This is a genomic window from Streptomyces sp. RLA012 (assembly GCF_056270325.1).
Window position 1 is genome coordinate 5533915 of the sequence record NZ_JBWDPA010000002.1, and the last position, 26659, is coordinate 5560573.

A 26659-nucleotide genomic window follows, 5' to 3' on the forward strand; every position below is an offset into this window, starting at 1 on the left:
CCGCACCAGGAGCAAGCCCCGAGGAGCCCCGAGACCCCATGACGACCCGTATCGGCATCGACTTCGGCACCGCCAACACGGTGGTCGCCGGATGGGACCACGCCCTGGACCGTGGCGAGCCCATCCCGCTGGAGGGACTCGACCTGCTGCGCGACGGCAGCGGTGGCGTACGTCAGCGTGTCATCCCCTCACTGATCGCCTTCGCCGCGGACGGCGAACGGCGTTGGACCGGTGCCGCCGTCGCCCACGACACGGCCCTGCTGGACGACCCGACGGTGGCCGTGTTCCAGTCCACGAAGAGCAGCGTCACCGGGCAGTCGATCGACATTCCGCGCACGATCGGCGGCCGCCGGGTCAGCAACCGGGACGCGGCCACCCAGTTCCTCGGCGATGTGATGGCCGCCGCCACGCTCGCCGTCGGCACGGACGACCTGGAGATCGTGGCGACCGCTCCGGTCGAGGCCTTCGACACCTACCGGGACTGGCTGGTGCGCGAGGTCGGCGAGACGGCGGGGCTCAGCCGGCTGCGCGTGGTCGACGAGGCGACCGCCGCCGCGGTCGGCTACAGCGCCCGGCTCCGTCCCGGGGACGCCTTCATGGTCTTCGACTTCGGCGCCGGCACGCTGGACATCTCCGTGGTGCGGGTGCAGGAGCCGTCCGCGACCGGCGGCGGGGCCGGCGTCAGGGCCATCGCCAAGGCCGGAGCCGACCTGGGCGGCAACCACATCGACGCCCTCATCGCCCAGCACGCCGCCGACGCCACCGGGGTGCCGCTCGGCGACACAGCGGCGTACAACCGCGTGTTCAGACGGCTGCTGCGCTCCGCCGAGGCGGCCAAGACCGCGCTCACCCACGCCACCACCGCGGTGGTCGAGGCCTCGGATCCCGAGACCGGAGAGCTGTACCGCACCGACTTCTCCCGCCATGACTTCGAGACTCTGCTGCGGGAGAGGGACGTGCTGGGGCGCGTGGGCAGGGCGCTGCGCAAGACCCTCGACAGCGCGTCCTCGGCGGGCTACCCGGCCGAGGAGATCTCCCAGGTGTTCCTGGTCGGCGGCTCCAGTCTCATGCCGGCCGTCCAGGAGCTGCTGCGCTGGCAGTTCGCCCCGGAGGTCCTGCGTCTGGACCGTCCGCTGGAGGCGGTGGCGGCCGGGGCCGCCGGCATCGCGGGCGGATACGAGCTGCACGACCACATCCAGCACGACTACGCCATCCGGCACGTCAACCGTGACACCGGCGTCTACGAGTTCGAGCCACTGGTCCGCGCGGGCAGCGAGTACCCGACGGAGGAGCCGGTCCGGACCCTCACCATCAAGGCCATCCGGGACGGACAGCGCAATCTGGGGCTCGCCGTCTACGAACTGGCCCACGCCACCTACCGGGACGCGGGAGCCGATCTGGAGATCGTCTTCGACGCCGACGGCGGTGCCAGAACCGTCGCGGTCACCGCCCAGCACCGGCAGGAGCATTCCCAGCTGTGGCTCAACGAGGACAACCCGACCTTCCTGGAGGCGGAGCCGCCCGCCCGCGCGGGCGCGGACCGGTTCCGCGTCGACTTCCGCATCGACGCGCACAAGCGCCTCACCGTGTCCGCCTTCGACCTGGAACGCCGTATCTGGGTCCTCGACCGGCAACCCATCGTGCGCCTCGCCTGAAGGAGTCCCCGTGTCCCACTACACCCGCGTCCGCACCTCGCTGCACGACCAGGACACGCTGGTACGCGCCCTGAAGAGGCTCGGATTCGCCCAGGTCGAGAGCCACACCCAGCCGCAGTCGCTCTATGGGTACCAGGGCGACCGCCGCAGCCAGCAGGCGGAAGTGATCGTCAGGCGCGCGCACATCGGCGCCGCGAGCAACGACATCGGCTTCGCCCGCACCGCCGAAGGCGGCTTCCAGGCCGTCATCAGCGACTACGACCGAAGCCGTTTCAACGCGGCCTGGCTGCGCCGGCTGACGCAGACGTACGGCCATGAGAGCGCGCTCTCCTTCGCCGGGGAACACGGCTACGAGGTCCTCACCGAGAAGACCGACCAGGCCGGCGACGTCCATCTGACCCTGCGCCGCACCGCCCTGTGAGTCTGTCGGGTGCGGCCAGGTGCAGCCACCGGCTCCGGCTCCCCCGTCGGTGGGTCACGGTCGCGTTGCCTTCAGCGCGGCCGCGACGGTGTCGCCGATCGGCGTGGTCGGGCGGCCGGTCAGCCGGGACAACTCGCCACTGGTGAAGGCCAGTTCGCCCTTCGCGAAGGACGCGTCGGCGTCCGCCAGGATCCTGGCGTACAGCTCGGGCATCCCCGCGCCGACCAGCAGGTCGACGTACGCCTCGACGCCGACCGGCCGGTAGACGATCTCCTTGCCGGTCCGCCGGCCCAGCTCGGCGGCGAACTCCGCGAAGTTCCAGGCGTGGTCACCGCTCAGTTCGTACGTCGTGTTCTCGTGGCCTTCGCCGGTGAGCACCGCGACGGCGGCGGCCGCGTAGTCGGCACGGGTCGCGGAGGCGATACGGCCCTCGCCCGCGGCCCGGACGAGGACACCGCGCTCGACCACCGTCTCCAGCCGGTCGACGAAGATCTCGCTGTACCAGTTGTTCCGCAGCAGGACGTACGGCAGGCCGGAGCCCACGAGCACCTTCTCCGTCCCCCGGTGGGCCTCGGTGAGCGGGGCCTCGTGGGTGCCGGCGGCGCTGGTGTACGCGACGAGCGCGACCCCGGCGGCCCGCGCGGCGTCCACGACGACCTCGTGCTGGGCCACACGGTCCTCGGCCATCTCACTGCTGGAGATCAGCAGCACCTTGTCACCCGCCGTGAAGAGACCGTCGAAGGTCTCGGGGGCGTTGTAGTCGGCGATCGCGGTCCGGACTCCGCGAGCGGCGAGGGCGGCGCCCTTCTCCTCGCTCCGTACGACCGCCGTGACCCGGTCGGCCGGGACCTTCTCCAGCAGTCCTCCGACGACCAGACGGCCGAGTTGCCCGGAGGCTCCGGTGACGACAAAGCTCATGACGACTCCTGGTCGGGGGTGTGAGGGTGTGCGGGGCTCTGCCCAAGACCCTAGGAGCTTTCGTCACTCTGTGTGAGTACGTACTTTGAAGTACGGTACTGACATGGCCGTGAGTACCGGGCGACTGTGCCCCCAGCGCCTGACCATGGAGCACGTCACCAGCCGATGGGGTGTCCTCGTCCTGATCCGGCTCCTGGAGCGTTCGTACCGCTTCGCCGAACTGCGCCGGGCGATCGACTCCACCGACTCCGTCGGCCCGGTGACCGAGAAGATGCTGGCGCAGACCCTGCAGGGTCTGGAGCGGGACGGTCTGGTGAACCGCGACGTCAGGCCGGTGATCCCGCCCCACGTCGACTACTCCCTGACGGAGCTGGGCCACGAGGCGGCCGTACAGATCCGCACGCTGGCGCTGTGGACCAACGACCGGATGGACCGGGTGGAGAAGGCCCGGGAGGACTACGACGCGGCGAAGGGCCGCGCCTGACCGGACCAAGTCCCTTGTGATGGCGAGCGCTTGGAATGCTCAGGCGTCGGCGTCGTATGCCAGGTTGCCGCCCAGTGCCCGGGACGCCTGGGCCTGGGCGAGGAGTTCCCTGGCCTTGGCCTCGACGCCCTCGATGGCGTCCGCGCCGGCGACGAAGCGCAGCGGCGGCTCCTCCTGGCCGGCGAGGACCAGCAGGGCCTCGGCGAGCTTGGCGGGGTCGCCGGTCTGCCGGCCGCTCATGCTCTTCCAGGCCTCGATCGTCGGGCCGGTGCGCTCGGCGTAGTCGTCGATGGACAGCTCGGGCCAGCTGGTGGAGGCGTCCACCAGCAGTTCGGTGCGGAAGAAGCCGGGCTCCACGACGGTGGTGCGGATGCCGTACGGCTCGACGTCGTGGTGCAGCGACTCCATCCAGCCCTCCACGCCGAACTTGGAGGCGGCGTACGCGGCGCAGAATTCCTGCCCGATCAGACCGGCGGACGAGGAGATGGTGATGACGTGGCCGGCACGCTGCCCCCGCATGACGGGCAGGACGGCGCGGGTGACGTTCATCGGACCGAAGAGGTTGGTCTCGATCTGCCGCCGCATCTGCGCGGGTGAGATCTCCTCGAAGTAGCCGGCGAAGAAGTTCCCGGCGTTGTTGATCAGGACGTCGATGCCGCCGAAGCGGTCGACGGCCGCCTGCGCGGCGGCCCGCGCGTCGTCCAGGCTGGTGACGTCCAGCTTGGTGACCAGCAGGTTGTCCTGCGGCCCGCCGAGGGTCTTCTCGACCTCCGCGGGGCGACGTCCGGTGGCAACGACCCGGTGGCCGCGGGCGAGGGCCTCGCGGACGATGTCCGTGCCCAGACCGCGTCCGGCACCGGTGACGAAAATGACCTTGCTCATGAGGGGTTTCCTTTCGGGCGCCGTACCCGGCACCCGTGTGTGGTGATGCTGCGCGGACGCGGTCAGACCTGATCGGTGGGCATGATCCACAGCTCGCCGACAGCGGTGTGGCGGGGGCGCGTGACCATGTAGGCGACGCCGTCGGCGATGTCCTCGGGGGCGAGGACCTCGGTCGACTCGTAGAAGGGGTCGATCATTTCGCCCCGGACCTCGGGCCTGTTGTGCGAGCCCAGTTCGGTGTCCACACCGCCCGGCTCCAGGACACCGACGCGTACGTGCCGCCGAGTGACTTCCTGGCGCAGGGACTCGGTGAAGCCGTTCACGCCGAACTTGGTGAGGTTGTAGACGCCGTAGCCGTTCCACGCCACGCGTCCGGCGATCGAGCTGATGTTGACGATGTCGGCGACCCGGCGCGGACCCTCCTCGGCGGCCCTGAGCAGGTGCGGGAGGGCGGCGTGGGTGGTGTGGAGCAGACCCTGGACATTGACGGCGATCATGCGCTCCCAGTCCTCGGTGTCCGCGCCGACAACGGGTCCCAGGAGCATCAGGCCGGCGTTGTTGACCAGGGTGTCCAGGCGTCCGAAGTGCTCGGCGGTCCGCTGGACGGCCGCCTCGGCCCGGGTGCGGTCGGTGATGTCCGCCTCCACCACCAGGGCGGTGCCGCCCGCCCTGTCGATCTCGGCGGCGAGGTCGTCCAGACGGTCCTTGCGGCGGGCCACGAGCGCGACGCAGGCACCGTGCCCGGCGAGCCTGCGGGCGGTGGCGGCGCCGATTCCGCTGCTCGCGCCGGTGACGAGTGCGACGGTGCCGGACAGTGTCGATGCCGTGGGGGTTTTCACGGCGGCTTTCACGGCGGCTTTCACCGGGGGTTTCGCAGGGGGGTTCACAAGGGGGTTCACAAGCGGGTTCTCAGGGGGGTTCACAGAGGTGTCCTGTTCTCTGGTCGTGCGGTGCGGTGGGCCCGCTGTCCAGGCAAACACCCGCCGACGCCCTCCGGGCTCCCGTAGGAGGTACCGCTCTCCCGGGGGTCTGCCAGTGCCCCTTTCACCCGCCCGGACCGGCCGGGCCCCGCCGTACCGTGGACCCATGGACCGCAGCAACGAGATCCGCGAGTTCCTGCGCACCCGCCGGGCCCGGATCACCCCCGAGCAGGCCGGCCTCGTCCCCCACCCGGGCGCCCGCCGCGTGCCGGGGCTGCGCCGTGAGGAAGTCGCCCAGCTCGCCGGGGTCAGCGTCGACTACTACATCCGCCTGGAGCGGGGCCGTACCCGGGGCGTCTCCCACACCGTCCTGGAGGCCGTCGCCCGCGCCCTGCGACTCGACGACGCCGAACGCGCCCACCTCCTCGACCTCGCCCGGCCCACCCCCGCCCGGACCCACCGCACCCGGCCGCTCGGCCCGCAGAAGGTCCGCCCCGCCGTGTACCGGGCCCTGGACGCCCTCGGCGTCCCCGCGATCGTCCTCGGGCGACGCATGGACGTTCTGGCGGCCAATCGGCTCGGCCGCGCCCTCCTCACCGACTTCGAGGCCCGGCCCCGCCGCGAGCGCAACTCCGCCCGCTTCGTCTTCCTCGACGAGGCCGCCCGCACGCTGTACCGCGACTGGGAGCGGGTCGCCGGCGACTGTGTGGCCACCCTGCACCTGTACGCCGGACGCCACCCCGAGGACCCGCAGCTCACCGAGCTGATCGGCGAGCTGTCCCTGCACAGCGACACCTTTCGCCGGATGTGGGCCGACCACGACGTCCAGGCCCACACCACCGGCACCAAACGCCTCCACCACCCGCTCGTCGGCGACCTCGCCCTCGACTACGTGGTCCTGGCCGTCGAGGGCGACCCCGACCAGACCCTCGTCCTCTACACCCCCGAACCCGCCTCCCCCTCAGCCGAGGCCCTCGACATCCTCGCCAGCTGGAGCACCGCATCCGCCACATCCTCCACAGGGCCGCACACCACCCCTGTGGAGACACCCGGCCCGGCCGGCTGAGAGCACGGGTCCGCCCTCGGGCGCGCTCAGCTTCGACCCGTCCCGGGCGACACCTCCGCGCAGGCAAGGGCGTACCGCCGGATCGCGGCACCGATCTCCTCGGGCGTGCCGGGGCAGTCCCGGCGCAGCCAGTCGATGACCGTGCCCAGGACGGCGCCCGCCAGGAAGGCGTCGACCGGGTCATGGGGTGCCTCGGCGGCGTGGTCGGCTCCGGCGGGCGGGGTCTCGTCGGCCAGGCCGCGGCTGACGCGGGCGGCGAGCGCGACGCGGTGCAGCAGGTGGCTGATCATCCGGGCGCTGCCCTCGTCGCACAGGAGGGCCCGAAGCCCATGCCGCACTACGGCCTGACCGACCCGGACGACATCGCCTGGCCGGCACCGAAGATCACCCCCCGTCCCTGGAAGTGCTTCGTACGGCCGCTGCCCCTGGAGAACGAGGCGCGCCTGCGCGGCATCCCGCAGACCCGGATCGTGTGCACCTCGACCCTGCCGCACCGCGACCCGGCCGACCTGGAGCCCGCCCGTACGGCCGGCCGCCTGTGGGACATCGACACCGGCCACGACCTGACGATCACCGAGCCCGGAGCCGTCGCCGACCTCCTCCGGCGCGTGGCGACCGTCCGGCCCGAGCACCGAGGTTCACCGCCTCCGGCCGCGTGACACCTCCGGCCCGTGACACCTCCGGCCCGTGACACCTCCGGTCGTGCGACACGGCTCACCGCGGCGCGGTGGCGCCCTTCTCGGGTGCCCCTCCGCCCCGGGTTCCGCCGGGCGCTCGCCCGGTTCAGCGCCACGCCCCCGACAGGCTCCGGGTGCCGACGGAGCTGAGGATCCGCACGCCGTGCGTCGAGCCCGGGTCGATGCCGGTGAGCTCCCGCACCCGGCGAAGGCGGTAGTCCAGGGTGCGCGGGTGGACGTTGAGGGCTGCCGCCGTGGAGCCGCGGTTCATGTCGTAGCGGTAGTACGCGTCGAGCGTGGCAAGAAGGTCCGGGCCTGCTTCCAGGCGGCGGGCCACCGTGTGGAGCCATTCGTCGACGAACGGCATGTCCGCGACCGCGAGTTCGACGAAGACCTCCGCCATGGTGTGCGGCCGCAGCCGCGCCGACGCCCGCCGCAACGGGGCCGCCCTGCTGATCCGCCGGGCCCTGACGAGCGCGTCGGCGAGCCCGGACAGCGGTGCGGTGGCGATGCCGGCGGCGCAGGGCCGGCCGAGGGCCTGGGCGAAGTTCTGCAAGAGGTCGGGGGCGAGATCCGGTAAGAGATCCGGTAAGAGGTCGGGTAAGTCGGGTAAGAGGTCCGGTTCGGTGTGCGGCCCCACGGTCTCGGCGGCACCGGGGACCAGGGCGATCAGCTCGCCGCCCCTGCCCGCGCGCTCCGGGTACCAGGTGACCGGCACCCGGTGCGTCTGCACCAGCGCCTCGATCTCGCGCTCCAGGTCACGGTCGCCGACGGGGCGGTCCGGCACCCGGATCACCGTGACCGCGTAGTACTCGGCCAGTTCCATGCCGGCGACCTGGGCGAGCTCCTGCGCCGCGGGGTCCTCGGCCAGCAACGCCCTGGCCAGCAGGGCGACGCGTTCGACGTACGGCATGCGGCGCCGCAGCACCGACACGAAGCCCTGGTGGTAGGCGCCGATGCCGCGCTCGCCCTGCGGGGCGAACCAGCTCATGATCCGCATGAGTTCGTCGATGTCGCCGCCACGCTGGGCTTCTGTCGCCTCGTTGATCTCGCGCAGCATGAGCGCGGTGTGCACGCCCAGGACCCGTTGTCGCGATTCCAGCGACATTCCCGACCCGGCCCGCAACTCACCCATCGACGCGATGTAGCCGAGGTCGTCGTCGGTCAGCATGTCGTTGCCCGGGGCCAGTTCGACCGTACGCCGTCGGAACCACACCGCGTACTCCAACGTCTCGGCCCGGGCCCTGGAGTTCGCGTCCAGGGACCCGAGTTCCGGGATCTCGCGCACATACGTCTCGACCTCCCGGCGTGCGTTGGTCGACACCTGCCGGGCCAGTTCGGCGAAGAGGCTCCCCATGAGCGTGAGCATGTCACCCGCGGTAAAGGTGCCGACAGATGAAAACCGGACGGGCGTATATCACTCCGGGTGAATCAGTGAAGGATGTGATGACGGTGGATTTATCACCTTGCGCAAAGTTCCCGGACCGGGGCCTCCTTGTCGCTCGATCCGCTTGTGGGGCCGCTGCGGCCTGGGCTTAATGGGAACCGCGCAGCCGCCCGTGGCGGACGGGTCGGCGAGTAATTCGAACCGCCGGACAACGCGCTCCTTCGCTGTTCACCGGGCGTCCAGGGCGCCCTATTTCGCTGTGCGCGGCGAGAAATGACATTCATTCAAACGGGAGGAAACAACGATGAAAGCAGGGACCAGAAAGAGAATCGCGACGGCGGTCGCCCTCATGTCCGCGGCGACCGCGCTCATGGTCGGCGCGCCCGGCTCCAGCTCCGCCGCGCCCACGGCCACCCCGAGCTTACGGGCGTTCGGGATCACCGGCGACGGCACGCTGATGGCCACCTTCACCACCGACCGGCCGCAGGTGCTCGACTGGGTCCGGCAGATCACCGGGCTCGTCGGCGACACCAAGCTGGTCGGCATCGACCACCGGGTGCAGAACGGCCTCATGTACGGCCTCGGCGAGAAGGGCGGCCTCTACACGATCACGACGCCGCCGACCACCGCCGACGTGGTCGTCACCAAGGTCTCCCAGCTCCAGATCGCGCTCTACGGCACGACCTTCGACATCGACTTCAACCCGGCGGCCGACCGGCTGCGGGTGATCAGCGACTACGGCCAGAATCTGCGGCACAACCTCAACGACCACACCACGATCGCCGACAGCGCCCTGAACATCCCGCCGTCGACCACGATGGCGCAGGGCGTGACCGCCGCCGGGTACACGAACAACGACCTGGTCGGATCCACCGGGACGACCCTGTTCGACATCGACACGCTCAACGACCAGGTCGTCATCCAGTCGCCCCCCAACGCCGGCAACCTGGTCACGACCGGCCTCCTCGGCTTCGACGCCGGTCTCAACGCGGGCCTGGACATCTTCAGTTACCTGACCAACGGCAAGACGACCTCGACCGCCGCCTTCGCCACGCTCACGCCGTACGGCGCCACTACGCCGTCGCTGTACAGCCTCAACGTCCTCACCGGCGAGCCGACCCCCATCGGCCAGTTCCCGCTGAACATCACGGACCTGGCCATCACCATCAGCGGAACCTGACCGCCTCCCGGACGCCGGACGCCGGCTGTCGGACGGCACAGCGTCTCTGATCAGCTAAGGGATCCCATGTCAGACGTGGTGTCTGGCGGGGGATCTGTCCACCGTGGAGGGGTGGCGTGAGCGTGCAGGTGGAACCCGGCGCCCAGTGCTGCTCCTCGTGGCCTGTGGCCGGTGGTGGGTGTGCTGATCGTTGTCACGTCCTGGTGCCGGTGGGCTGCGCGGGGGAGCCGGGTCCGGTCCGTGTGAGCGTGTCCCTCCGGACGCTTGCCCGCCGGGCCCGAGGGCCTGTCCGTGATGGTGTCATCCGATCAACGACCATCCCGGGAAAGGGTCACGCATTCGACCCGCACACACTCACGCGAAAACGGCACATGGCATGGCGCCGGCAGACGACGAACGACTACGGATATCTAAGGAAACACGTGAGCCTCGCCCGGGACGGTGTCGGCGCACCGCCCCGGGCGAGATCACGCGCGAGGTCCAGCGGTCGCGGTTGCCGTTGCGGTCACCGCGTGGTGGTGTAGGCGCGTTCGATCGTCTGGACCAGCGTGTTGCCGGCCCGGTCGGTCAGCTCGGCCCGCAGGGAGACGGAGCCCGCCTCGGCCGGGTGCGTCAGCGACAGGTGCGTACCGCCGACGGCCTTGGCCGGCTGCCAGGTGGCGCCCTCGTCGTAGGAGACCTGGAAGGCGAGCTTCGCGGGACGCTGTCCGGCGGCCGCGCCCTCGATGCTGAAGGGAACCTCGAACCGCTTGCCCGCCCGCGCCGTGCTGGACAGCGTCAGTTCGGGGGAGAAGCGGATCACCGACAGCGGCAGCGCGGACAGCTCGTCCTCGGGGGTGGTGGCGGAGCGGAAGGTCCACTCCGCCCGGACGCGGGTGCTGACCGGGTACACCGCGGGATCACGGGTGTTGTCCAGGGTCAGCCGGTACGCGCTGTCCTGGGCGGGAACGGTGTACTCGGTGATGCCGTCGGCCGGCGAGGTCTCGTAGTTGTCGGCGATCTCCTTGCCGTCCGCCCGCAGCGTGCTCTCCACCGAGGTGCCGTCGCTGATGCCCCAGTGCCCGGCGCCGTCGCCGAAGAGCGGCAGATAGGCCCTGATGACGTTCCCGTGCCGCCCGATACCCGGGAATCCCCGCTCGGGTCCGAGGTCCGCGGCGCCGTTCAGGACCGGGCCGAAGACACCCACGTTGAACCGCTCCACGTAACTGCGTCCGGCCTGCCAGGTCCTCGGCATCCTCATCAGGAAGTTCTCGTAGCGCGTGTCGTGGCCCTCGCCGCTGCTCTGCCACATGCGGAAGGACCACTTGACACCGTTGTCGAGGATGTAGTCCGTGGTGCGCAGCGGCAGTTCTCCCCTCAGGTCGGAGAAGCTGGAGACCAGGTCCCCGTCGGCCGTGAAGGGGCTGACCTCGACCTGGGCGTGCCTGTCCCCGACGGGGACACCCGCCTGCAGGTCGACCTTGGCGAGCTGCTTGCGCTCGACCTCGGCGGCGAAGCCGTCCAGCCGGCCCGCGCGGTCCCAGGCCAGGTGGTACGTGACCGGCCGGCCCTCGTCGTCCTGGCGTGTCCAGTCGCCGGCGAACAGCGCGGACGCCCCACCGGCGGCCACATCCGCTCCGAGCTGCCCGAACCGCGAGCCCTGGAAGGTCGGCAGCAGGTACTCCAGGCTGCCCGCGCGCTGCCCCTCGCCCCGGTCGTAGCCGAAGGCGACCGTGGCCTCGGTGTTCTCGGCCGCCGCGTCGGGCACGGTGATCTCCACCGGCCGCGCCTGCCGGGCATCGACAGTGACGGTGGTGTCCCCGTCCAGGCTCAGCTTCGGCTGCACCAGCACGCTGTGGGTGGCGGACTCGAAGGTGGGGTGGATCACACCGCTGAGGCTGTAGTCGCCCTTGGGCAGCCGTACGGTGAGTTCACCGTCCTGCTCGTCGGCGTAATCGGCGTAGAAGTCGCTGTCGAAGCCGATGACGGCGGTGGCGGCGTCACCGGTCGGCTCGCCGTTCTCGTCGAGGTGCTTCAGCGTCAGGTCGTACGACTCGACCTCGCGCTCCACCCCGACGGCGGTACGCACCTGGACCTTGCCGTCGGCCGAGGCGGCGGCCACCGAGCCGCCGAAGGTGCCGTCGGCGCTGCCGGCGCGGGTGTCCGCCGTCACGGCGGCACTCGCCTCGCCGCCCGCCGGCACGGTGAGCCGCTGCGGCGACACGGCGAACATGCCCTCGGCGGCGGGCTTGCCGTCCACCGCGAACGCGTCGACGGACAGGTCCAGGGTGACCGGCTCCGTACCGAGGTTGCGGTACGTCAGCTGCCTGGTCACCGGAGCGTCGTCGCCGTGCGGCCACCGCTGCTCGCCGAAGTCGATCGGCTGCTGCTCGGTGACGACGCTCTGGTCGATCGCCCGGACCAGGTCGGTACGGCCGGTGCCCTGCTGGAAGGAGCTGTACGCGCCCGGCTTCGCGGAGCCGGTGAGCACCGCCTTGAGGCGCTCACCGGTCCAGTCGGGGTGCTGCTGGGCGAGGAGGGCGGCGGCACCCGCGACATGCGGGGTGGCCATGGAGGTGCCGTCGAGGGTGACGTAGCCGGGTATGTCGGAGGGGAACCAGCCCTCCAGGACGCTGCCGGCGGCCGAGGCGGCGGTGATGGCCACACCGGGTGCGGTCAGGTCGGGCTTGACCCCGCCGTCACCGACGCGCGGGCCACGGCTGGAGAACACGGCGAGCTTGTCGCCGTCGTCGACCGCGCCGACGGTCAGCGCGGCGTCGGCGCTGCCGGGCGAGCCGACCGTCCGCTCGCCGGCCTCGCCGTCGTTGCCCGCCGCGATGACGAACAGCGTGTCCGACTCGGCGGAGAGCCGGTTGACCGTCTCCTCCATCGGGTCGATACCGGGGGAGTCCGTGCCGCCGAGGCTGAGGTTGACGACATCGGCGCCCTGGGCCACCGCCCACTCCATGCCCGCGATGATGCCGGAGTCCGAGCCGTAGCCGTCGTCGTCCAGGACCTTGCCGTTCAGGAGCTTCGCGCCCGGGGCGACGCCCTTGTACTTGCCGTCGGATTTGGCACCCGTACCGGCCGTGATGGACGCCACGTGCGTGCCGTGGCCGAACTTGTCACCGGGGCCCGAGGAGCCGGAGAAGTCCTGCTCCGCGATCACCTGGCCCGCGAGATCGGGGTGGGTCGTGTCGATCCCGGTGTCCAGCACGGCGACCTTGACGCCGGTGCCGTCGTAACCGGCGGCCCAGGCCGTCGGTGCGCCGATCTGCGGCACGCTCTTGTCGAGGCCGGCCCGGCGTCTGCCGTCCAGCCACACCTTCTCCACCGCCGTCGCGTCGGTGAACTCCGCCGTTCCCCGTGCGTCGCGGTCGGCGGCGCCGGTCACGGCGTCCCAGAACTCGGCGCCACGCTTCTTCACCGGGCGCATCGCCTTGCCGTTGACGACGGGCAGCGCACGGCCCATCCGCGCTCCGGCCCCGGTGAACGGGCTCATCGAGGGCGCCTTCTTGCCGCGGAAGGTGACGATCAGCGGTACGTCGGAACGGCCGGCGTCGTCGTAGCCGTCCGCCACCAGCTGGGTCACGTCGAACAGCCGGGCATCCAGTTTGCCCCGGGCCAGCAGCAACTCCGCGTCGGCGGGCACCACTTGGGTGTGCCCGGCGACCACCCGGACCGAGAACGGCATCCGCTCCCGGCCTTCCGCCCGCACCACCCCGGCGACCTGGCCGGCGCCGTCCAGCAGCACCCGGTCGCCGGTGACCAGCGTCACCGTCTTCACCGTCTTCACCGTCTGCACCGCTTTGCCCGTACCGGCGCCGTGCGCGCCCTGGGCCAGCACCACCCCGGTACGCCCGTCGGCCGACCCGCCGGGCTGCGTGGCCCGGGCCGTCCCGCCCGGAGCACCGGCCAGCAGAAGGGCCGTGGACGCCACTCCTGCCGCCACGACCGCACGCCTTGGTCTCGCGCGTAGCTCCACCCTGAACTCCTGACACTCGAAGAGACTTCGGAAGCACGTGAAAAGCGCTTCAAAAGCACTTGGTGATCCGGGCAGGAGCCGTTCGCGCGACGCCGCGGTACCCCCGGGCCCGCGGCGACGCGCCGGGGCCCGGGGGTACCGCGCTCCGCTAGGGGGCGTTGATCAGGTCGTACGGCGGTACGGTCACGGTCCGGGCGCCCTGCGTACCGCCCAGGACGACCTTGCGCAGCGCGACGTTGTTGTTCAGGTCGGTCTCCTGGAGGCGCTTCGCCGGGTTGGCGATCACCTGGATGTAGTACGTGCCGTTCGGCAGACCGGTGATGTCGAAGGACTGGCCGGGACGGGTCTGGGTGTAGGTGTCACCGGAGCCGACGTCGAGGACCTCGCGGACGGAGATCGAGTTCTGCTGGCCGCAGGCGGTCGACAGATCGGTGTTGTACGGGTGCCAGTTGGCGTTCTTCACCGTGTAGTCGATGGCGTCGGTGTTGGCCAGGCAGAACGCCTCCTTGCCGCTGCGCACCTCCTTGGTCTGGTCCGCGCTCAGCAGCCGGTAGCTCGCGAAGTCCGTGAAGTGCCAGTGCTCGTGGCCCTGCCGCGGGTCCCACTCCATGGTGCCGGTGGGCGTGTACCCGACCTGCTTGCCGGCCGCGTCGTAGAAGTACTGGTACGCGTCCATCAGGTCCTTGCCGGGGCTGCGGAAGCCGTCCACGACGAGCGGAGCGGGGCCCGCGTTCCAGACGTTCGCGCTGAAGGCGAGGTAGTCCTTGCCGGGCGCGTCCCCGTCCTCGCCGTCGGTGATGGCGATGCCCCAGGCGGGCAGCGAACGCAGGTCCGGCTTGGGCACGTTCGCCGGGGCACCCGCACGGCCGACGGGCCGCTGGGCGGCCGGCTTCAGCGCGGGCGCGATGCGCGAGCCGTCGGTGTGCCCACGTCCGTCACCCAGGTGGTGTGCCGTGCCGCGGTCCTCAAGCGCGTGCGACAGGGCGGGCGGCGTGGGCGCGTCCGCGCCACGGGGGCCGTCGTGGTGAGCGGAGTGCATGTCGTGTCCGCCGGCGTGGCGGGCGAGGGACCCCGAGGCCACTCCCACTCCGCCCCCGTCGGTGTTCTCCCGTACCGTCACCTTGACGGTCGGCCGGTCGTCGGGGATGCCGAACAGGTCGCGGTACTTCTTGGCCACCGAGACCTTGGCCGTGTACTCGCCCGCCGGCAGATCCACCGGCCGGTCGTAGTCGACCGTGCTGGAGTTGGCCGCCCAGCCCTTCTCGACGCCCCACACCGAGCCCAGCGTGAACGGATTGGTGGAGCAGCTCTCCGGATAGTGCGAGGTCGCCGGAGCGTCCGGACGCAGCCGCCCGGAGGCGTTGTTCGGGCAGAAGGTGCCCAGGCTCTTCGACACCTCCGCACCGGCCGCGTTCTTGATCGACACCTCCAGGAAGCCGGGCAGACCGGAGAAGTCCTTCACCAGTCCGGCGGGCAGTGTCTTCGTCTGCGTACTCGTTCCGTTGCGGATGATCTGCTGGGCGACCACGGGGTCCTTGTACGACTTCCGGGTCACCTTGAGTTCCAGCGGCGCCCCGTCGACCGTGACATACGTCCCCAGGTCCAGATAGACCCCGTTGACCCCGGGCTCCACCTCCCAGCGGTCGAGCGTCACGGAGTTCGTCGCGGCGATCAGCTTGAGCTTCGGCTGCACGGCCGTGCCCGCCTGGGCCGCGCCGGCCCCGGGAGCGGCTCCGGCCCCGGCGGCGACGGCGGTGAGTGCGGCCCCGGTGGCGAGGGCCACACGCTTGAGGCGACTACGGCGTTCTTGACTGGTCATCGGTTCCTCGTCTGCGAGTGCCAGGGTCAGTGGCATCGGACTGGACAGCTCACGACCGGCCGACGACACGGGCGCACCCCACGCGCCCGAGGCCGAATCTGTGAGCAATCTGTGAGACCGGTAAAAACAGTGCCTGGGTTGCCTGTTGAGGCGAAAAAGAACCATACGGACGCCTGTGGACCGCCGACTCGCCGGTCGGCGGCCACCCGTCACACGAGCGATCGGCGGCGCCGCAGCGAGGGGTCGAGCAGGGCGGGCGGGGTGTCGAACTTCTCGTGTGCGGCGAGGTCGGTGCCGGGGGCGACGATCGCGTCGATCGCGTCGAGTACGTCGGCGGAGAGCACGGTGTCCGCGGCGGCGAGCTGCGCGTGCAGGTGGTCCAGGGTGCGGGGGCCGATGATCGCGCCGGTCACGGCGGGGTGCGCGGTCACGAACCCGAGCGCGAGCTGGATCATCGTCAGACCGGCCTCGTCGGCGACGCCGGCCAGCCGCTCGACGGCGTCGAGCCTGGCCCGGTTGGAGGGAATGGTGATGTCGAAGCGTTGCGGCATGAACGTCGAGCGGCTGGTGGTGATCTCCTGGCCCTCGCGAATCGCGCCCGACAGCCAGCCCGAGGCCAGCGGGCTCCACACCAGCACACCGAGCCCGTACTCCTCGGTCACGGGCAACACGTCGGTCTCGATCCCGCGCTGCAGGACGCGGCCGCCGCCGGCGAGATCCGCTCCGACCTCAAGGCCTACGAGCTCATGCGCGGCGTCGGGAACCTCTGCATCGGCGCGGACAACGATCCCCACTACGACCCACGCCGGCTCGTCGAACTCCTCATCCCAGGACTGCGCCTACCGCGCTAGTGTCCTGCGCCGGCCGCGAGTGTGCGCTCCAGCAGGTCGCGCAGGCTGCGCAGCCGATCGTCCCACCAAGGCGCGGGCAGTTGGAGGATCTCCTGCGACGCATGCTCGAACACCGCGGCCGTACTCGGTGCCCCCACGCGTCGAGCCACCGGCCCTGCGTCGCCAGGATCTGGCAGACCGCGAAGCCGTGGTCGCGCGCCTCCGCCTCGCGGAACGCGAACGGCGACGGCGGGATCAGGGCCACCCGTTGCTCCGCGGCCTCCTTCAACATCGGCAGCGCCTCCGGCGCCGCGGCCGCGCTCGGCGGCTCGGCGTCGGCCGCCACCTCCTGGACGGTCCGGGAGAACCGGAGCCGGTCCCCCGCGCGGGAGGTCGAGTCCAGACCGGCCCGGTAGGCGTCGACCGCCTCGCGCCGTGCCGCAAGCGCCGCTTCGACGTCACCTGTCAGCGCCATCCCTGTGGCGTACCGGCTGAGAGCCTCCGCCATCGCGAGCGGGTGGACGTCGCGCTCACGCGCCTGCTGCCGGTACGCCTCCACCGCCTGCCCCGCCTCCCGCGCGGCCGCCACCTCGCCCAGCAGCCCGTACAGCTCGCACTGCAGGAGCCGCAGTGCCGCGATCTGCAGCGGCGGTGAGTCCTCCAGACGCCCGCAGAGCGTGATCGCCGCCTCCGCGTCGTCGATCGCCTTCGTCCGGTTGCCGAGTTCCTCGTGGATGAGCGCGCGCCACCGGTACCGGTCGACGAGCACGTCGATCACCCGCTGGTCGTCGGTCCTGCGACGGAGGACCCGGCGTGTGAGCTTCACGGCCCGGTCGGCGGCCTCCAACGCCTCGCGGTAGTAGCCGTCGAGGTAGGCCCGGGCAGCCACCTCGGAGTTCCAGTCGGCGTCCTGGGCGTCCCGGGTCGAGCTATCGGTCACGGTGACCATTCCCCACCCTGGTCCCGGCTTGTTGTCCAGGCTCGTCGCGGCAGCTGTCTCGTACCGCCTGCGTACTGCGTCGCCCTGGCCGATTCCCTTGGACGACCGGGCCCTTCGGCCCGGCAGGGCCGGCCTCCCGGCCTCCCGGCGCGTGGCGGTCGCACGAGTTCCGCGCCGCGAAAGCCGGGAGCGGCGGAGCGTGCTCAGTGTGCGCGGGGTCCCGCCCGGCCGGAGTCCGCCCGGCCCGAGGTACGCAGTGTGCCGACCGTCTTCAGCAGCCGGTCGGCGGGCTGCCGCAGCGCGGGATGGGCCAGCACCGTGTTCCGCAGGCCCCGCACCGGCCTGCGCCACAGCCGGTGCGCCGCCGCCACCGGGTGCGGACGGGTCGCGAACCCCTCGCCCACGCGCAGCTCGCGGGTCTTGAGCCAGTCCTTGTACTCCTTGTCACCGCGCCCCATGTCCATGAGCCGTACGCCGTCCCGGCCCGCCGCCTCGGCCATCCTCAGGTGCATGATCAGCCCGGGCGAGTAGTAGTGGAGCTCGGGGTCGTACGCGGTGAACCAGGCCGCGAACACCGTGCGCGACTTCGGTCCGAAGTGCGCGGCCACCGGCCGGTCGCCGGCGTACACCACGGACAGCACACCGGTGAAGTGCTCCTCGCGGACCTGGAACAGATGGTTCACCAGGTCGACGATCCACGGCCGCGAGAACCGGTCCATCCGTCCCGTCCTGCGGTACTGGGCGGACTTCCACTCCATGAGCCTGCGCAGCGCCCGCGGGTCGCGCTCGTCGTAGACGAACCGCATCTCCCCCAGGTCGCGCCCCAGCCGGCGTTCCTTCTTCAGCGTGGTCTTGGCCAGGCCCGGGTACGCGCCGCGCAGCCATTCCGCGTAGCTGCCCTCGCCGACCTTCAGGTCGATCACAGGTGAGGCGAAGGTCCCGGTGACGTATCGGCCGAAGGGCTTCTGCTCCTCGACGAGGTGGTCGAACTCGAAGACGGACAACCCGCAGGCCCGCAGCAGTTCCTGGGGGTCCCAGGTGACCCCGGGGCGGTGCACGAGGGCCTGGCAGTCGGAGAGGCCGAGCCCGATGGCCCGGCCGACGCCGAAGGAGTTGCGTTCGTACGGGAAGAAGCCCACGGGCTCTTCGCCCTCGTGCAGCACCGCCACCTGCGTGCCACCGCGGTACCTGCCGATCCCGGCCGCGAACTCCGGTGTCAGGAAGGGATTCGCGTAGTCGGGCGACTCGTCCATCGCCCGGTGCCAGGCCCCGTAGAGCGAGGTGCTCAGGTCCTCGGGTCTCTGGATCGTTATGTCCACGTCAGATCAACCGCCCTTCCGCAGGCTCCGCGAGGGACGTGCTGGTCGCGGCGCAGTCCCGCGAGGCGTGTGGATCGTGGTTGTCGTTCATGGATCGCATGGGCGACCGCCCCCCATTTCCCCCTGACGCGCTGTCCGCGTCCCGTCACTTCGAACTGTTCGGCGATGCTCAAACGTCGCGAAACAGTACGCACGCTGTCAAGGGTGCCTGTCGTAACGGAAGTGTGCGGATCGGATGGGGGGACGGATGGGCGGGTGCCGCTTCGCGGAAGACCAGGCGGAAGACCGGAAGGGCGGGGTGGGGAAAAGGAACGGCGCCCGCGCGGCTGCCTCCTGCCGTTCGAGGGGCCCAGGGAAAGCGCGGTTCTCTCGGCTAGTAGCGTGTCGCCGCACATCACTTGTGTGCCAGCCGACAGCGTTTCCGGAGAAGCCGTGCAGATGCAGATACCGAACCGGGCCGTCGAGCGTCCCGCCTCCTGGCACCGACCGGCCGCCCTCGCGGCGACCGCCGCCGCGACGGTGCTCGGGCTCGGCATGGCGGCCACCCCGGCCTCGGCCTCGACGTCGGCCTCGACCCACGACTGGTCGGTGACCTGTTCGCAGGTGACCGTCGATCTGACGGGCTACAACCCCATCGTCCTCCAGACGGTCGAGGTCACGGCCGACGGCAAGGACCTGGCACCGGTGTTGACCTTCCGGGACGAGTTCCACCGGACGTACACCATCCCGAGCCACACCAAGCCGGTGCCGATCCACATCGTGGTGACGGCCGGCAGCGACGACGGCTACTCGTTCGAGGACACCAGGACGTCTCCGGTGTGCGGCACGGCGAGCCCGTCGCAGGCCCCGGCCTCCACGACACCCGCCACGGCCACGGCCACCGCAACCACCACCCCCACCGCCGCGTCGAGCGGATCGGCGTCGAGCGGATCGGCGTCGAGCGGATCGGCGTCGGACACGTCGTCACCGAGCACGTCGTCCGCTTCCACGTCGGCCGCCGTCCTGGCCGATGCCACCGACTCCGCAGCGCCGCTCGCCGAGACGGGTTCCGACGGTTCCACTCCGCTCGTCGCCGGGGTGGCCGGTGCGGTCGCGCTCGTCGGTGCCGCGCTGGTACTCCTCGCCCGCCGACGCCCGGGCGCCCATCGCTGACCGCGTGCCCGGGGCCCGCCGACCTGCGTCACCGTAAGTTCTTGATGCCACTGTTCCTGTCGGCGGCGGGCGCCCGTCCGATTGATCTCGATCGATCGGACGGGCGCCCGGCAGGCTCCGGGAAGGACGGGGTACGGCACAGGCAGGCGTACGCGCTCACGGCCTCGCCGGTACCGGCCGCCGCAGCAGGTAGACGGCCGCGGTCGAGACCAGGACGGCCATGCACGCGATGAACACCAGCCCCGCGCCCTCCAGACCGATCGGACGCGCCAGTACGCCCACACCGATCACCGGCACCGAGATCCCCGCGTAGGCCACCACGAACAGCGTCGAGATGACCGCCGCGTGCCGGTCCGCGGGAGACGCCCCGGCCACCACGGACAGCGCCCCGCGAAACGCCAGCCCCTGCCCGCCCCCGCCGACGATCGCGCTCAGCACCACCAGCGACAACAGGTCCCACCGCAGTGCGCCCGCGAGCAGCGCCAGCCCGGTGAGGAGTGCGGCGCAGCCCACCGGCAGCGACCGCCCCAACCCGACCCGGCCGACGGCGAGTTGCCCGGCGGTCGAGGCGAAGAAGGCCAGTGCGACGACCAGCCCGCTCACGGCGTGGTTGCGCACGTCGAGGGACTGGGCGAGGAATGCCGGGCTGACCGACGTGAACACCCCGAACAACGCGAACCCCACGAACGAGGCGATCGCCGCCGGCCCGAACACCGCCCGCACCTGCGGGGGCAGAGCGGGCCGCCTCGGCCGTACGGCGCTCAGCGGCCGCCGTTCCCCCACGGTCTCCGGAAGCCGCAGCACCACAGCGGCCGAGCAGGCCACCAGGACGAGGTGCACGACGAAGGTCAGGTACAGCGGCCAGGGGGCGTACTGCGCGAGCACTCCGGCGAGCAGCGGACCGCAGCCGAGGCCGCCCATGTTGGCGGCCGTCGCCACGAACGTGGCCCGGGAGGCGCCGCCGTACGGCGCCAGTTCCATCACGTACGCCGTGGCCGCCCCGGTGAACAGACCGGCGGACAGTCCCGACAGCAGCCGTCCCACATACAGCCAGCCCAGCCCGGTGGCGGCGAGGAAGCAGCCGGCGCTCGCCGCCGCGAAGCCCAGACCCCACAACAGCACCGAACGCCTGCCCACGGTGTCCGAGGCGTTGCCCGCCAGCAGCAGCACGCCGATGACCGCGAAGGCGTACACGGCGTAGACGACGGTGACCGTCAGCTCGGAGAACCCGAACTTCTCCTGGTAGAGGTCGTAGAGGGGACTGGGCAGCGTGGTACCGGCCATGCACACGGCGAACACCGCCCCGCAGAGCAGACACGGGCGCCACCCGCGGCGATCACCGTCCATGGTCTGGGCCTCTTGCTCCTCATTGCTGCTCTTGCTCCTCTTGCGCCTCTTGCTCCTCGCCCTCTCGGTCCCGCGGTCACTCCGGGGGCGGGTGGGCCGCCGGAGTGACCGCGGTGCACGGATCGCCGGCGTCAGCCGACGATGCGCTCCACGAGCCAGTCGGCCAGCGTCTCGGTGACCTGGCTGTGCTCGGTGTTCGCGCTGTCGCACTTGAACTCGTCGAGCAAGCTCTTCTCGGCGGGCAGCGAATCGATGTCCTCGCAGGGGTTCACGTTCCACGTGACCGGGTCGAAGTCCAGCGCCACCGCGCTCACCGCGGGGACGAAGCAGCTGCTGCGGTACTTCTGCGGGATCTCGGCCTTCAGCGCGTCGGCGATCATGCCGAAGGAGTCGAGACCGCCGCCGGGTACGCCGTCGAGGGCGGGTACGTGGGAGGTGTTGCCGCGGCGCACCTGGCCCAGTGCCTTCATCTCGCCGATCGGCCGGTGCTCACCGCCGTCGGGCTGGAAACGGGCCGTCGCGGCGGCGATCAGCGGCAGCTGCCAGTCGAACACGGTCTCGCCGGGCGGCAGGTCGCGGCCGATGCCGGTGCCGGTGCCGTTGGCCACGCCCAGCTTGCGGGGCCGCCTCGGGAACTGGCCGTACTCCTTCAGCTCCGCCAGGAACTGCTTGCGCAGGTCGCTGCTGGTGGCGACCGGGCCGTGGTACTTGGCGTTCTCGATCCAGGCCCACAGCAGCTGCTGGGCGGCGGGGCTCCTGATCAGTTCGGCCTGCTTGGGCGCGTCGGGGTCGTCGGTGGGGAAGGCCTCGAAGAAGTACGCCATCTGCTGGAGCACCAGCGGGATCCACGCCCCGTTGTGCGGGGTGTCCCAGGAGATGTACGTCTCGGTCTCGTGGTTCATGTCCTGGGATTCCATCTCGGCCAGGGCATAGCGGGTGATCATGCCGCCCATGCTCACCCCGCCCACGATCAGCGGCGTCTTGCCCTTCCGCTCACTGATGACCTGCTGGATGGCGCTGATGACCACGCCGGCGTTCGCCTGGATGTAGGTGTGCCGCTGGTCGAAGCCGAGCAGGACGATGTCGATGCCCGCGGCGAGCAGCTGGTCGAAGAGGCCGGGCTTGCCCTTCTTGTAGGGCGCGTTGAAGTGCGCCCACAGCCCCGGCAGATCGCTGGGGCCGTAGTTGAAGCCGTCCGCGAAGATGAAGGGCCGCTCCAGGGTCTTGTGCCCGTCGGCCAGGTAGACCTCCGCCGTTCCGGTCGCCACCTCGCGCCGGTACGGCCGGGCGGACTGCAACTTCCACGTTTTCGGCTTCCGGTCCCCGCCGCGGGCCGCGTACGCCGGGCTCGCGAACCAGACGCCCGGCTTCAGCGCTCCGGCGAGCTTCGCCGACGCGTTCGCCGGGGGCTTCCCTTCCTCCTGCTTCGCCGTCAACTCGACGTCGATCCTGGCTTCCTGCACGATGCCTACCGCCTCTGCTCGGGTGGGTGCTTCTGATGCCCGTGGGCACTACGTGCGCATGGTGACACAATGTAACGCCCTTGTAACTCAACGTGTCATCCGACGAGCGTGTCGCGGACCTCCCGGGCTCGCCGCACGGCCCGTACCGCTCGCCGGAAATCCTGCGGCCCGGGCGAGCCAATATCTGTCGCCGTGAAGTGAGAAATCGCCGCGACGCGCGATGAGGATTTCTCGGCCGACAGGCGGAGCAGAGTTATTCACCGCACCCGATCGATCGCAGCGTGCTACTGTCGATGGAAGTTGCAGTTGTGGTTCCCGAAAACTTGCGAGTGCCCTCACCGGTTTCACACACCGGTGGAGTTGTTTGTATCTCCGGTTGAATTCCGGCGAGGTAATCATCACGGCGACGCGGAGTTCACACAGTGCGCACTCCGATACATCGTCCCCAAGGAGATCTGACATGGCCAATGGCACCGTGAAGTGGTTCAACGCGGAAAAGGGCTTCGGCTTCATCGAGCAGGACGGCGGCGGCGCCGACGTCTTCGCCCACTACTCCAACATCGCCAGCTCCGGCTTCCGTGAGCTGTCGGAGGGCCAGAAGGTGACCTTCGACATCGCGCAGGGCCAGAAGGGCCCGACGGCCGAGAACATCGTTCCCGCCTGACGCCGGCACGTACGTCGCAGCTGGGGCCCGCACCTTTGGGGTGCGGGCCCCAGCTCGATGTATTTCAGGGGCGCGGACGGCGCCGACTCCCCGCCGGACCGCGGCGATTTCACCCGCGGACCGATTCGGGGACCGTGGGCCCACCCCACGGAATTAACCGTTCCCACCGCGAGGACCGCGCCGCTCTCTTCGGCGACGTGTCCCGGAAGAATTCCCCGCCGATTCCGTTCGTCCCCCTGTTGGCTTCGGCCAGTCTTCGACCTGTCTTCGGCCCGTTCTTGCGATTCTCTGCGCCGCTCATTCGCTGCGGGAATTCCTTGATACGCGCCACATCAAGGAAGGTTCCGCATGAACCGCGCACGCACACGCACAAACGATCGCTTCGCCCGCACCCGCACCGGAGACTCCGGTGCCAAGTGGGGTGGCAACCGCTTCGGAGCGGCGGCCCCCAGCCGCTCCGGCGCCCCGCGCCGTCCCGAGGGTCACGGACGTCGACAGACCGCGCCGCAGGGTGAGTTCGCCCTGCCGAAGACGATCACCCCCGCGCTGGCCGCCGTCGAGGCGTTCGCCGATCTCGCCATGCCGGCGCCGCTGCTCGCCGCGCTCGGCCACGAAGGCGTGAGCGTGCCGTTCCCGATCCAGGCGGCGACCCTGCCGAACGCCCTCGCGGGTCGTGACGTACTCGGCCGCGGCCGCACCGGTTCGGGCAAGACCCTCGCCTTCGGCCTCGCCCTGCTGGCCCGTACGGCCGGTCGGCGCGCCGAGCCGCGCCAGCCGCTCGCCCTCGTCCTCGTCCCCACCCGCGAGCTGGCCCAGCAGGTCACCGACGCGCTCACGCCGTACGCCCGCGCCGTGCGACTGCGGCTGACCACCGTGGTCGGCGGGATGTCGATCGGCCGCCAGGCCGGTGCGCTGCGCGGCGGGGCGGAGGTCGTCGTCGCGACGCCGGGCCGGCTCAAGGACCTCATCGACCGCGGCGACTGCCGTCTGGACCAGGTCGACATCACCGTCCTCGACGAGGCCGACCAGATGACCGACATGGGCTTCATGCCGCAGGTCACCGCGCTGCTCGACCAGGTGCGTCCCGAGGGACAGCGGATGCTCTTCTCGGCCACCCTGGACCGCAACGTCGACCTGCTGGTCCGCCGCTATCTGACCGACCCGGTGGTCCACTCCGTCGACCCGTCCGCGGGCGCGGTCACCACGATGGAGCACCACGTCCTCCATGTGCACGGCACGGACAAGCAGCGGACGACCACCGAGATCGCGGCGCGCGACGGCCGGGTGATCATGTTCCTGGACACCAAGCACGCGGTGGACCGGCTGACCGAGCACCTGCTGAACAGCGGAGTGCGCGCCGCGGCCCTGCACGGCGGCAAGTCCCAGCCGCAGCGCACACGGACCCTGGCCCGGTTCAAGACCGGGCACGTGACGGTGCTGGTGGCCACCAACGTCGCCGCCCGCGGGATCCATGTCGACAACCTCGACCTGGTCGTGAACGTCGATCCGCCCAGCGACCCCAAGGACTACCTGCACCGCGGCGGCCGTACGGCCCGCGCCGGCGAGTCCGGCAGCGTCGTCACCCTGGTGACCCCCAACCAGCGCCGCGACATGAGCCGGCTGATGGCTGCCGCCGGGATCACTCCCCGGACCACCCAAGTGCGGTCGGGCGAAGAGGAGTTGAGCCGTATCACGGGCGCCCAGGCCCCCTCGGGCACCCCGGTCACCATCACCGCGCCGGTGGTGGAACGCGCCAAGCGCGGTACCCCTTCCTCCTCCCGGGGCCGCCGCGGGCGCGCCGGCCAGGGCCGGTCCGCCGGCGAGGCGGCACGCCGTACGGCACGGCGGTCGTCCGCCGTCGACACGGCGGCCTAGGCCAGGCCCAGGCCCTGTCGGCCGACAGGGCCCAGAGCCCTCGTGACCGGAAAGCCCACCCCTCGCCGCAGGAGGCACCCTTTGACACTGGTTCAACTGGCCGTGGCCGACGCCCCGGACGTATCCGAACTGCGGGTCTGTGACGACATGACCGTCGAGGTGGCCCTGTCCGTCATGGCCGGTGCCCGTGTCGGGCATCTGCTCCTGTGCGACGAGGACGAACAGTGCACGGGCTCGGTCACTCGGGCCCAGCTCACCGCCGTCCGCGACAGCGCCGTCTACACGGACCGGATCCGGGTGCGGGACGTACTCGACACCGGGCACCCGACGGGGTACCGGCATCCCGCCGCCCTGGGCGCTCTCGCCCTCTCCTGCTGATCCCCCTCACCGGATCGGCCCGTTCCCCCCTCCTCTTCCCTGTGAGGCATCATGCGCTGCGTCATCGCCCGGTTCCCGTTCGACCTCTCCAAGAGCGGGGTGCTGGCCTCGATGGAGGGCGTCAAGCCCGAGCCCATCACGGGTGAGTCCGTGCTCATCGGCCGCCGCCAGTACCCCGCCAAGCAGGTGGGCGAAGTCATCACCCGGCAGGACCGCCGCGACTTCACCAGCGGGGAGGTCACCCGGGCCATGACCCGCCTCGGGTTCACCTGCCGGGGCGGCGAGGACACCGCACCCGCCCCGCGGGCGCTCACGCCCCTCCAGACCGCGTCGGCGCTGCTCGGCACCCCCGCCCCGCCACAGCTGTGAGATCGGGCGGAAGCCGCCCCCCAGGACCGCGATGAGGGCCCTGCCGACAAGCGTCGGCAGGGCCCTCATTCGCGTGTCGCCGTACGACGGTCGACGGTGCCCGACGGTCGACGCTGTCCGATGGCCGACGCTGTCCGACGGTCAAGGCCGTACGGCGTCTCACCGGTCGGAGTAGCTGACGTCCCCCACGGTCCAGGCGCTGACGTCCTCGATCGCGACGCGATACATCCCGCCCGTCTCGGGGATCCCGACATTGCCCTGCAGGATCCGGGCGAGATGGAAGTGCAGGTGCGTGGGCGCGGCGCCGTGGCCGGGTCGGCCCTCCGCCCGGTCGACGGTGAAGACGCCGGAGAACGGACCGAGGCGGTCCGAGTCCTTCAGGACCTCCGACACGCGCTCCCGCCACACGGCTTCGGGAGCCAGGCGACCGGTGATGACGGCTCCGCCGGCCACCACGGTCAACGACATCTGATTGCTTTGCCCGGACTCCACCATGGCGGAGATGTCCACGAGCAGCTCGTCAGGGTTCGACATGGGAGCCGATTCTATTCGGCGACTCGTCCGGGCCTCCTGGACGCGACCGCGCCGCCACCTGCCGAACCTCCCGGGAAGCAGAATACCTATGCCTTGAGCAACCAAAAATCTATCTTTGTCAGAGTAGACATTGGGCTATCGCGTGGTTAAAGTTTCTCCCATAGACGCAGCCCAACGAACGGAGGGACCAGACGCCATCAGGATCGCCCGGCCCGTGAAGCATTCGGCCGGGTGCCGCAAGACCCCGGAATGGAAGGTGGTCCCCGGTCACGCATCCGCGATCCCCGCACTCCCGCCCCTCTCCCGGGCCGGGTAGCGGAAACAGAAGGTCGGCACAGCAGTAGTGCCGACAGATGGTGTTCAATTTCCTTCGGGGCCCTGGTGCCGTACGGCATCGGGGCCCCTCGACGCGTTG

At 70.9% G+C, this 26659-nt stretch carries 23 protein-coding genes and 2 pseudogenes; 12 read left to right on the top strand and 13 right to left on the bottom strand.

Features of this window, described 5'->3' with window-relative positions:
- Positions 1–38: 38 nt before the first annotated feature.
- Positions 39–1655 carry an Hsp70 family protein gene (locus RV986_RS25295; protein WP_475919585.1) on the top strand — a complete coding sequence of 539 codons (1617 nt, stop codon included), beginning with the start codon at positions 39–41 and terminating at the stop codon, positions 1653–1655.
- A gap of 10 nt (positions 1656–1665) precedes the next feature.
- Complete coding sequence (locus RV986_RS25300; RefSeq protein ID WP_475919586.1) at positions 1666–2076, top strand: DUF1257 domain-containing protein; 411 nt, start codon at positions 1666–1668, stop codon at positions 2074–2076.
- Positions 2077–2130: 54 nt separating this feature from the next.
- Here the strand turns inward: RV986_RS25300 and RV986_RS25305 are convergent, their stop codons facing one another.
- The gene (locus tag RV986_RS25305; protein ID WP_475919587.1) at positions 2131–2994 is read right to left on the bottom strand and encodes an SDR family oxidoreductase; all 864 of its coding nucleotides are present in this window, start codon (positions 2992–2994) and stop codon (positions 2131–2133) included.
- Between the two features lie 103 nt (positions 2995–3097).
- On the opposite strand from RV986_RS25305, the gene RV986_RS25310 reads away from it, so the two are divergent.
- Entirely contained in the window at positions 3098–3478 is a 381-nt protein-coding gene (locus tag RV986_RS25310) for a winged helix-turn-helix transcriptional regulator (RefSeq protein ID WP_475919588.1), read from the top strand.
- Between the two features lie 39 nt (positions 3479–3517).
- Here the strand turns inward: RV986_RS25310 and RV986_RS25315 are convergent, their stop codons facing one another.
- Positions 3518–4360: an SDR family oxidoreductase gene (locus RV986_RS25315; RefSeq protein ID WP_475919589.1), complete on the bottom strand. Its 843-nt coding sequence runs from the start codon at positions 4358–4360 to the stop codon at positions 3518–3520.
- A 62-nt stretch (positions 4361–4422) separates the two neighbouring features.
- The gene (locus RV986_RS25320) at positions 4423–5199 is read right to left on the bottom strand and encodes an SDR family NAD(P)-dependent oxidoreductase (RefSeq protein WP_475919590.1); all 777 of its coding nucleotides are present in this window, start codon (positions 5197–5199) and stop codon (positions 4423–4425) included.
- Positions 5200–5446: 247 nt separating this feature from the next.
- Between RV986_RS25320 and RV986_RS25325 the strand changes: the two genes are divergently transcribed.
- Complete coding sequence (locus RV986_RS25325; protein ID WP_475919591.1) at positions 5447–6346, top strand: helix-turn-helix transcriptional regulator; 900 nt, start codon at positions 5447–5449, stop codon at positions 6344–6346.
- A gap of 26 nt (positions 6347–6372) precedes the next feature.
- On the opposite strand, the gene RV986_RS25330 is transcribed toward RV986_RS25325, so the two are convergent.
- Positions 6373–6636 (bottom strand): TetR-like C-terminal domain-containing protein, encoded by a 264-nt coding sequence (locus RV986_RS25330; protein ID WP_475919592.1) that lies wholly within the window; start codon positions 6634–6636, stop codon positions 6373–6375.
- Between RV986_RS25330 and RV986_RS25335 the strand changes: the two genes are divergently transcribed.
- Positions 6625–7005, top strand: coding sequence for a hypothetical protein (locus RV986_RS25335; protein WP_475919593.1), 381 nt, complete (start codon positions 6625–6627; stop codon positions 7003–7005). The two genes, RV986_RS25330 and RV986_RS25335, sit on opposite strands and share 12 nt — an antisense overlap.
- Positions 7006–7129: 124 nt before the next feature.
- Here the strand turns inward: RV986_RS25335 and RV986_RS25340 are convergent, their stop codons facing one another.
- Positions 7130–8380, bottom strand: coding sequence for a PucR family transcriptional regulator (locus tag RV986_RS25340; RefSeq protein ID WP_475924421.1), 1251 nt, complete (start codon positions 8378–8380; stop codon positions 7130–7132).
- 334 nt (positions 8381–8714) lie between these two features.
- Between RV986_RS25340 and RV986_RS25345 the strand changes: the two genes are divergently transcribed.
- Complete coding sequence (locus RV986_RS25345) at positions 8715–9590, top strand: DUF4394 domain-containing protein (RefSeq protein ID WP_475919594.1); 876 nt, start codon at positions 8715–8717, stop codon at positions 9588–9590.
- A gap of 505 nt (positions 9591–10095) precedes the next feature.
- Here RV986_RS25345 and RV986_RS25350 read toward each other — a convergent pair.
- The 3 genes and pseudogenes from RV986_RS25350 to RV986_RS25360 all read right to left on the bottom strand — a co-directional run.
- Positions 10096–13521, bottom strand: a complete 3426-nt coding sequence (locus tag RV986_RS25350; protein ID WP_475919595.1) for a S8 family serine peptidase — start codon at positions 13519–13521, stop codon at positions 10096–10098.
- A 181-nt stretch (positions 13522–13702) separates the two neighbouring features.
- Complete coding sequence (locus RV986_RS25355; protein ID WP_475919596.1) at positions 13703–15373, bottom strand: lysyl oxidase family protein; 1671 nt, start codon at positions 15371–15373, stop codon at positions 13703–13705.
- A 209-nt stretch (positions 15374–15582) separates the two neighbouring features.
- Positions 15583–16071, bottom strand: a pseudogene (locus RV986_RS25360) (aldo/keto reductase); the annotation flags it as partial.
- On the opposite strand from RV986_RS25360, the pseudogene RV986_RS25365 reads away from it, so the two are divergent.
- A pseudogene (locus RV986_RS25365) lies at positions 16063–16224 on the top strand (TetR family transcriptional regulator); the annotation flags it as partial. The pseudogenes RV986_RS25360 and RV986_RS25365 overlap by 9 nt on opposite strands.
- Here RV986_RS25365 and RV986_RS25370 read toward each other — a convergent pair.
- Both RV986_RS25370 and RV986_RS25375 read right to left on the bottom strand, forming a co-directional pair.
- On the bottom strand, positions 16196–17143 hold the full coding sequence (locus RV986_RS25370) for a hypothetical protein (RefSeq protein ID WP_475919597.1): 948 nt from the start codon (positions 17141–17143) through the stop codon (positions 16196–16198). The pseudogene RV986_RS25365 and the gene RV986_RS25370 overlap by 29 nt on opposite strands.
- A gap of 203 nt (positions 17144–17346) precedes the next feature.
- A complete protein-coding gene (locus tag RV986_RS25375) occupies positions 17347–18462 on the bottom strand; it encodes a GNAT family N-acetyltransferase (protein WP_475919598.1) in 1116 nt (371 codons plus the stop codon).
- 438 nt (positions 18463–18900) lie between these two features.
- On the opposite strand from RV986_RS25375, the gene RV986_RS25380 reads away from it, so the two are divergent.
- Positions 18901–19614, top strand: a complete 714-nt coding sequence (locus RV986_RS25380; protein WP_475919599.1) for an LAETG motif-containing sortase-dependent surface protein — start codon at positions 18901–18903, stop codon at positions 19612–19614.
- A 156-nt stretch (positions 19615–19770) separates the two neighbouring features.
- On the opposite strand, the gene RV986_RS25385 is transcribed toward RV986_RS25380, so the two are convergent.
- Together RV986_RS25385 and RV986_RS25390 are read right to left on the bottom strand one after the other, a co-directional pair.
- Positions 19771–20961: an MFS transporter gene (locus RV986_RS25385; protein WP_475919600.1), complete on the bottom strand. Its 1191-nt coding sequence runs from the start codon at positions 20959–20961 to the stop codon at positions 19771–19773.
- 131 nt (positions 20962–21092) lie between these two features.
- The gene (locus RV986_RS25390) at positions 21093–22424 is read right to left on the bottom strand and encodes a lipase family protein (protein ID WP_475919601.1); all 1332 of its coding nucleotides are present in this window, start codon (positions 22422–22424) and stop codon (positions 21093–21095) included.
- Between the two features lie 460 nt (positions 22425–22884).
- On the opposite strand from RV986_RS25390, the gene RV986_RS25395 reads away from it, so the two are divergent.
- The 4 genes from RV986_RS25395 (at position 22885) to RV986_RS25410 (ending at position 25710) form a co-directional block, all read left to right on the top strand.
- Entirely contained in the window at positions 22885–23088 is a 204-nt protein-coding gene (locus tag RV986_RS25395) for a cold-shock protein (protein WP_475919602.1), read from the top strand.
- Between the two features lie 348 nt (positions 23089–23436).
- Positions 23437–24963, top strand: a complete 1527-nt coding sequence (locus RV986_RS25400) for a DEAD/DEAH box helicase (RefSeq protein ID WP_475919603.1) — start codon at positions 23437–23439, stop codon at positions 24961–24963.
- Positions 24964–25044: 81 nt separating this feature from the next.
- Positions 25045–25341, top strand: coding sequence for a CBS domain-containing protein (locus RV986_RS25405; RefSeq protein WP_475919604.1), 297 nt, complete (start codon positions 25045–25047; stop codon positions 25339–25341).
- 51 nt (positions 25342–25392) lie between these two features.
- On the top strand, positions 25393–25710 hold the full coding sequence (locus RV986_RS25410) for an SCO5918 family protein (protein WP_475919605.1): 318 nt from the start codon (positions 25393–25395) through the stop codon (positions 25708–25710).
- Between the two features lie 159 nt (positions 25711–25869).
- Here RV986_RS25410 and RV986_RS25415 read toward each other — a convergent pair whose 3' ends face one another.
- Positions 25870–26244: a hypothetical protein gene (locus RV986_RS25415; protein WP_475919606.1), complete on the bottom strand. Its 375-nt coding sequence runs from the start codon at positions 26242–26244 to the stop codon at positions 25870–25872.
- Positions 26245–26659: the final 415 nt, after the last annotated feature.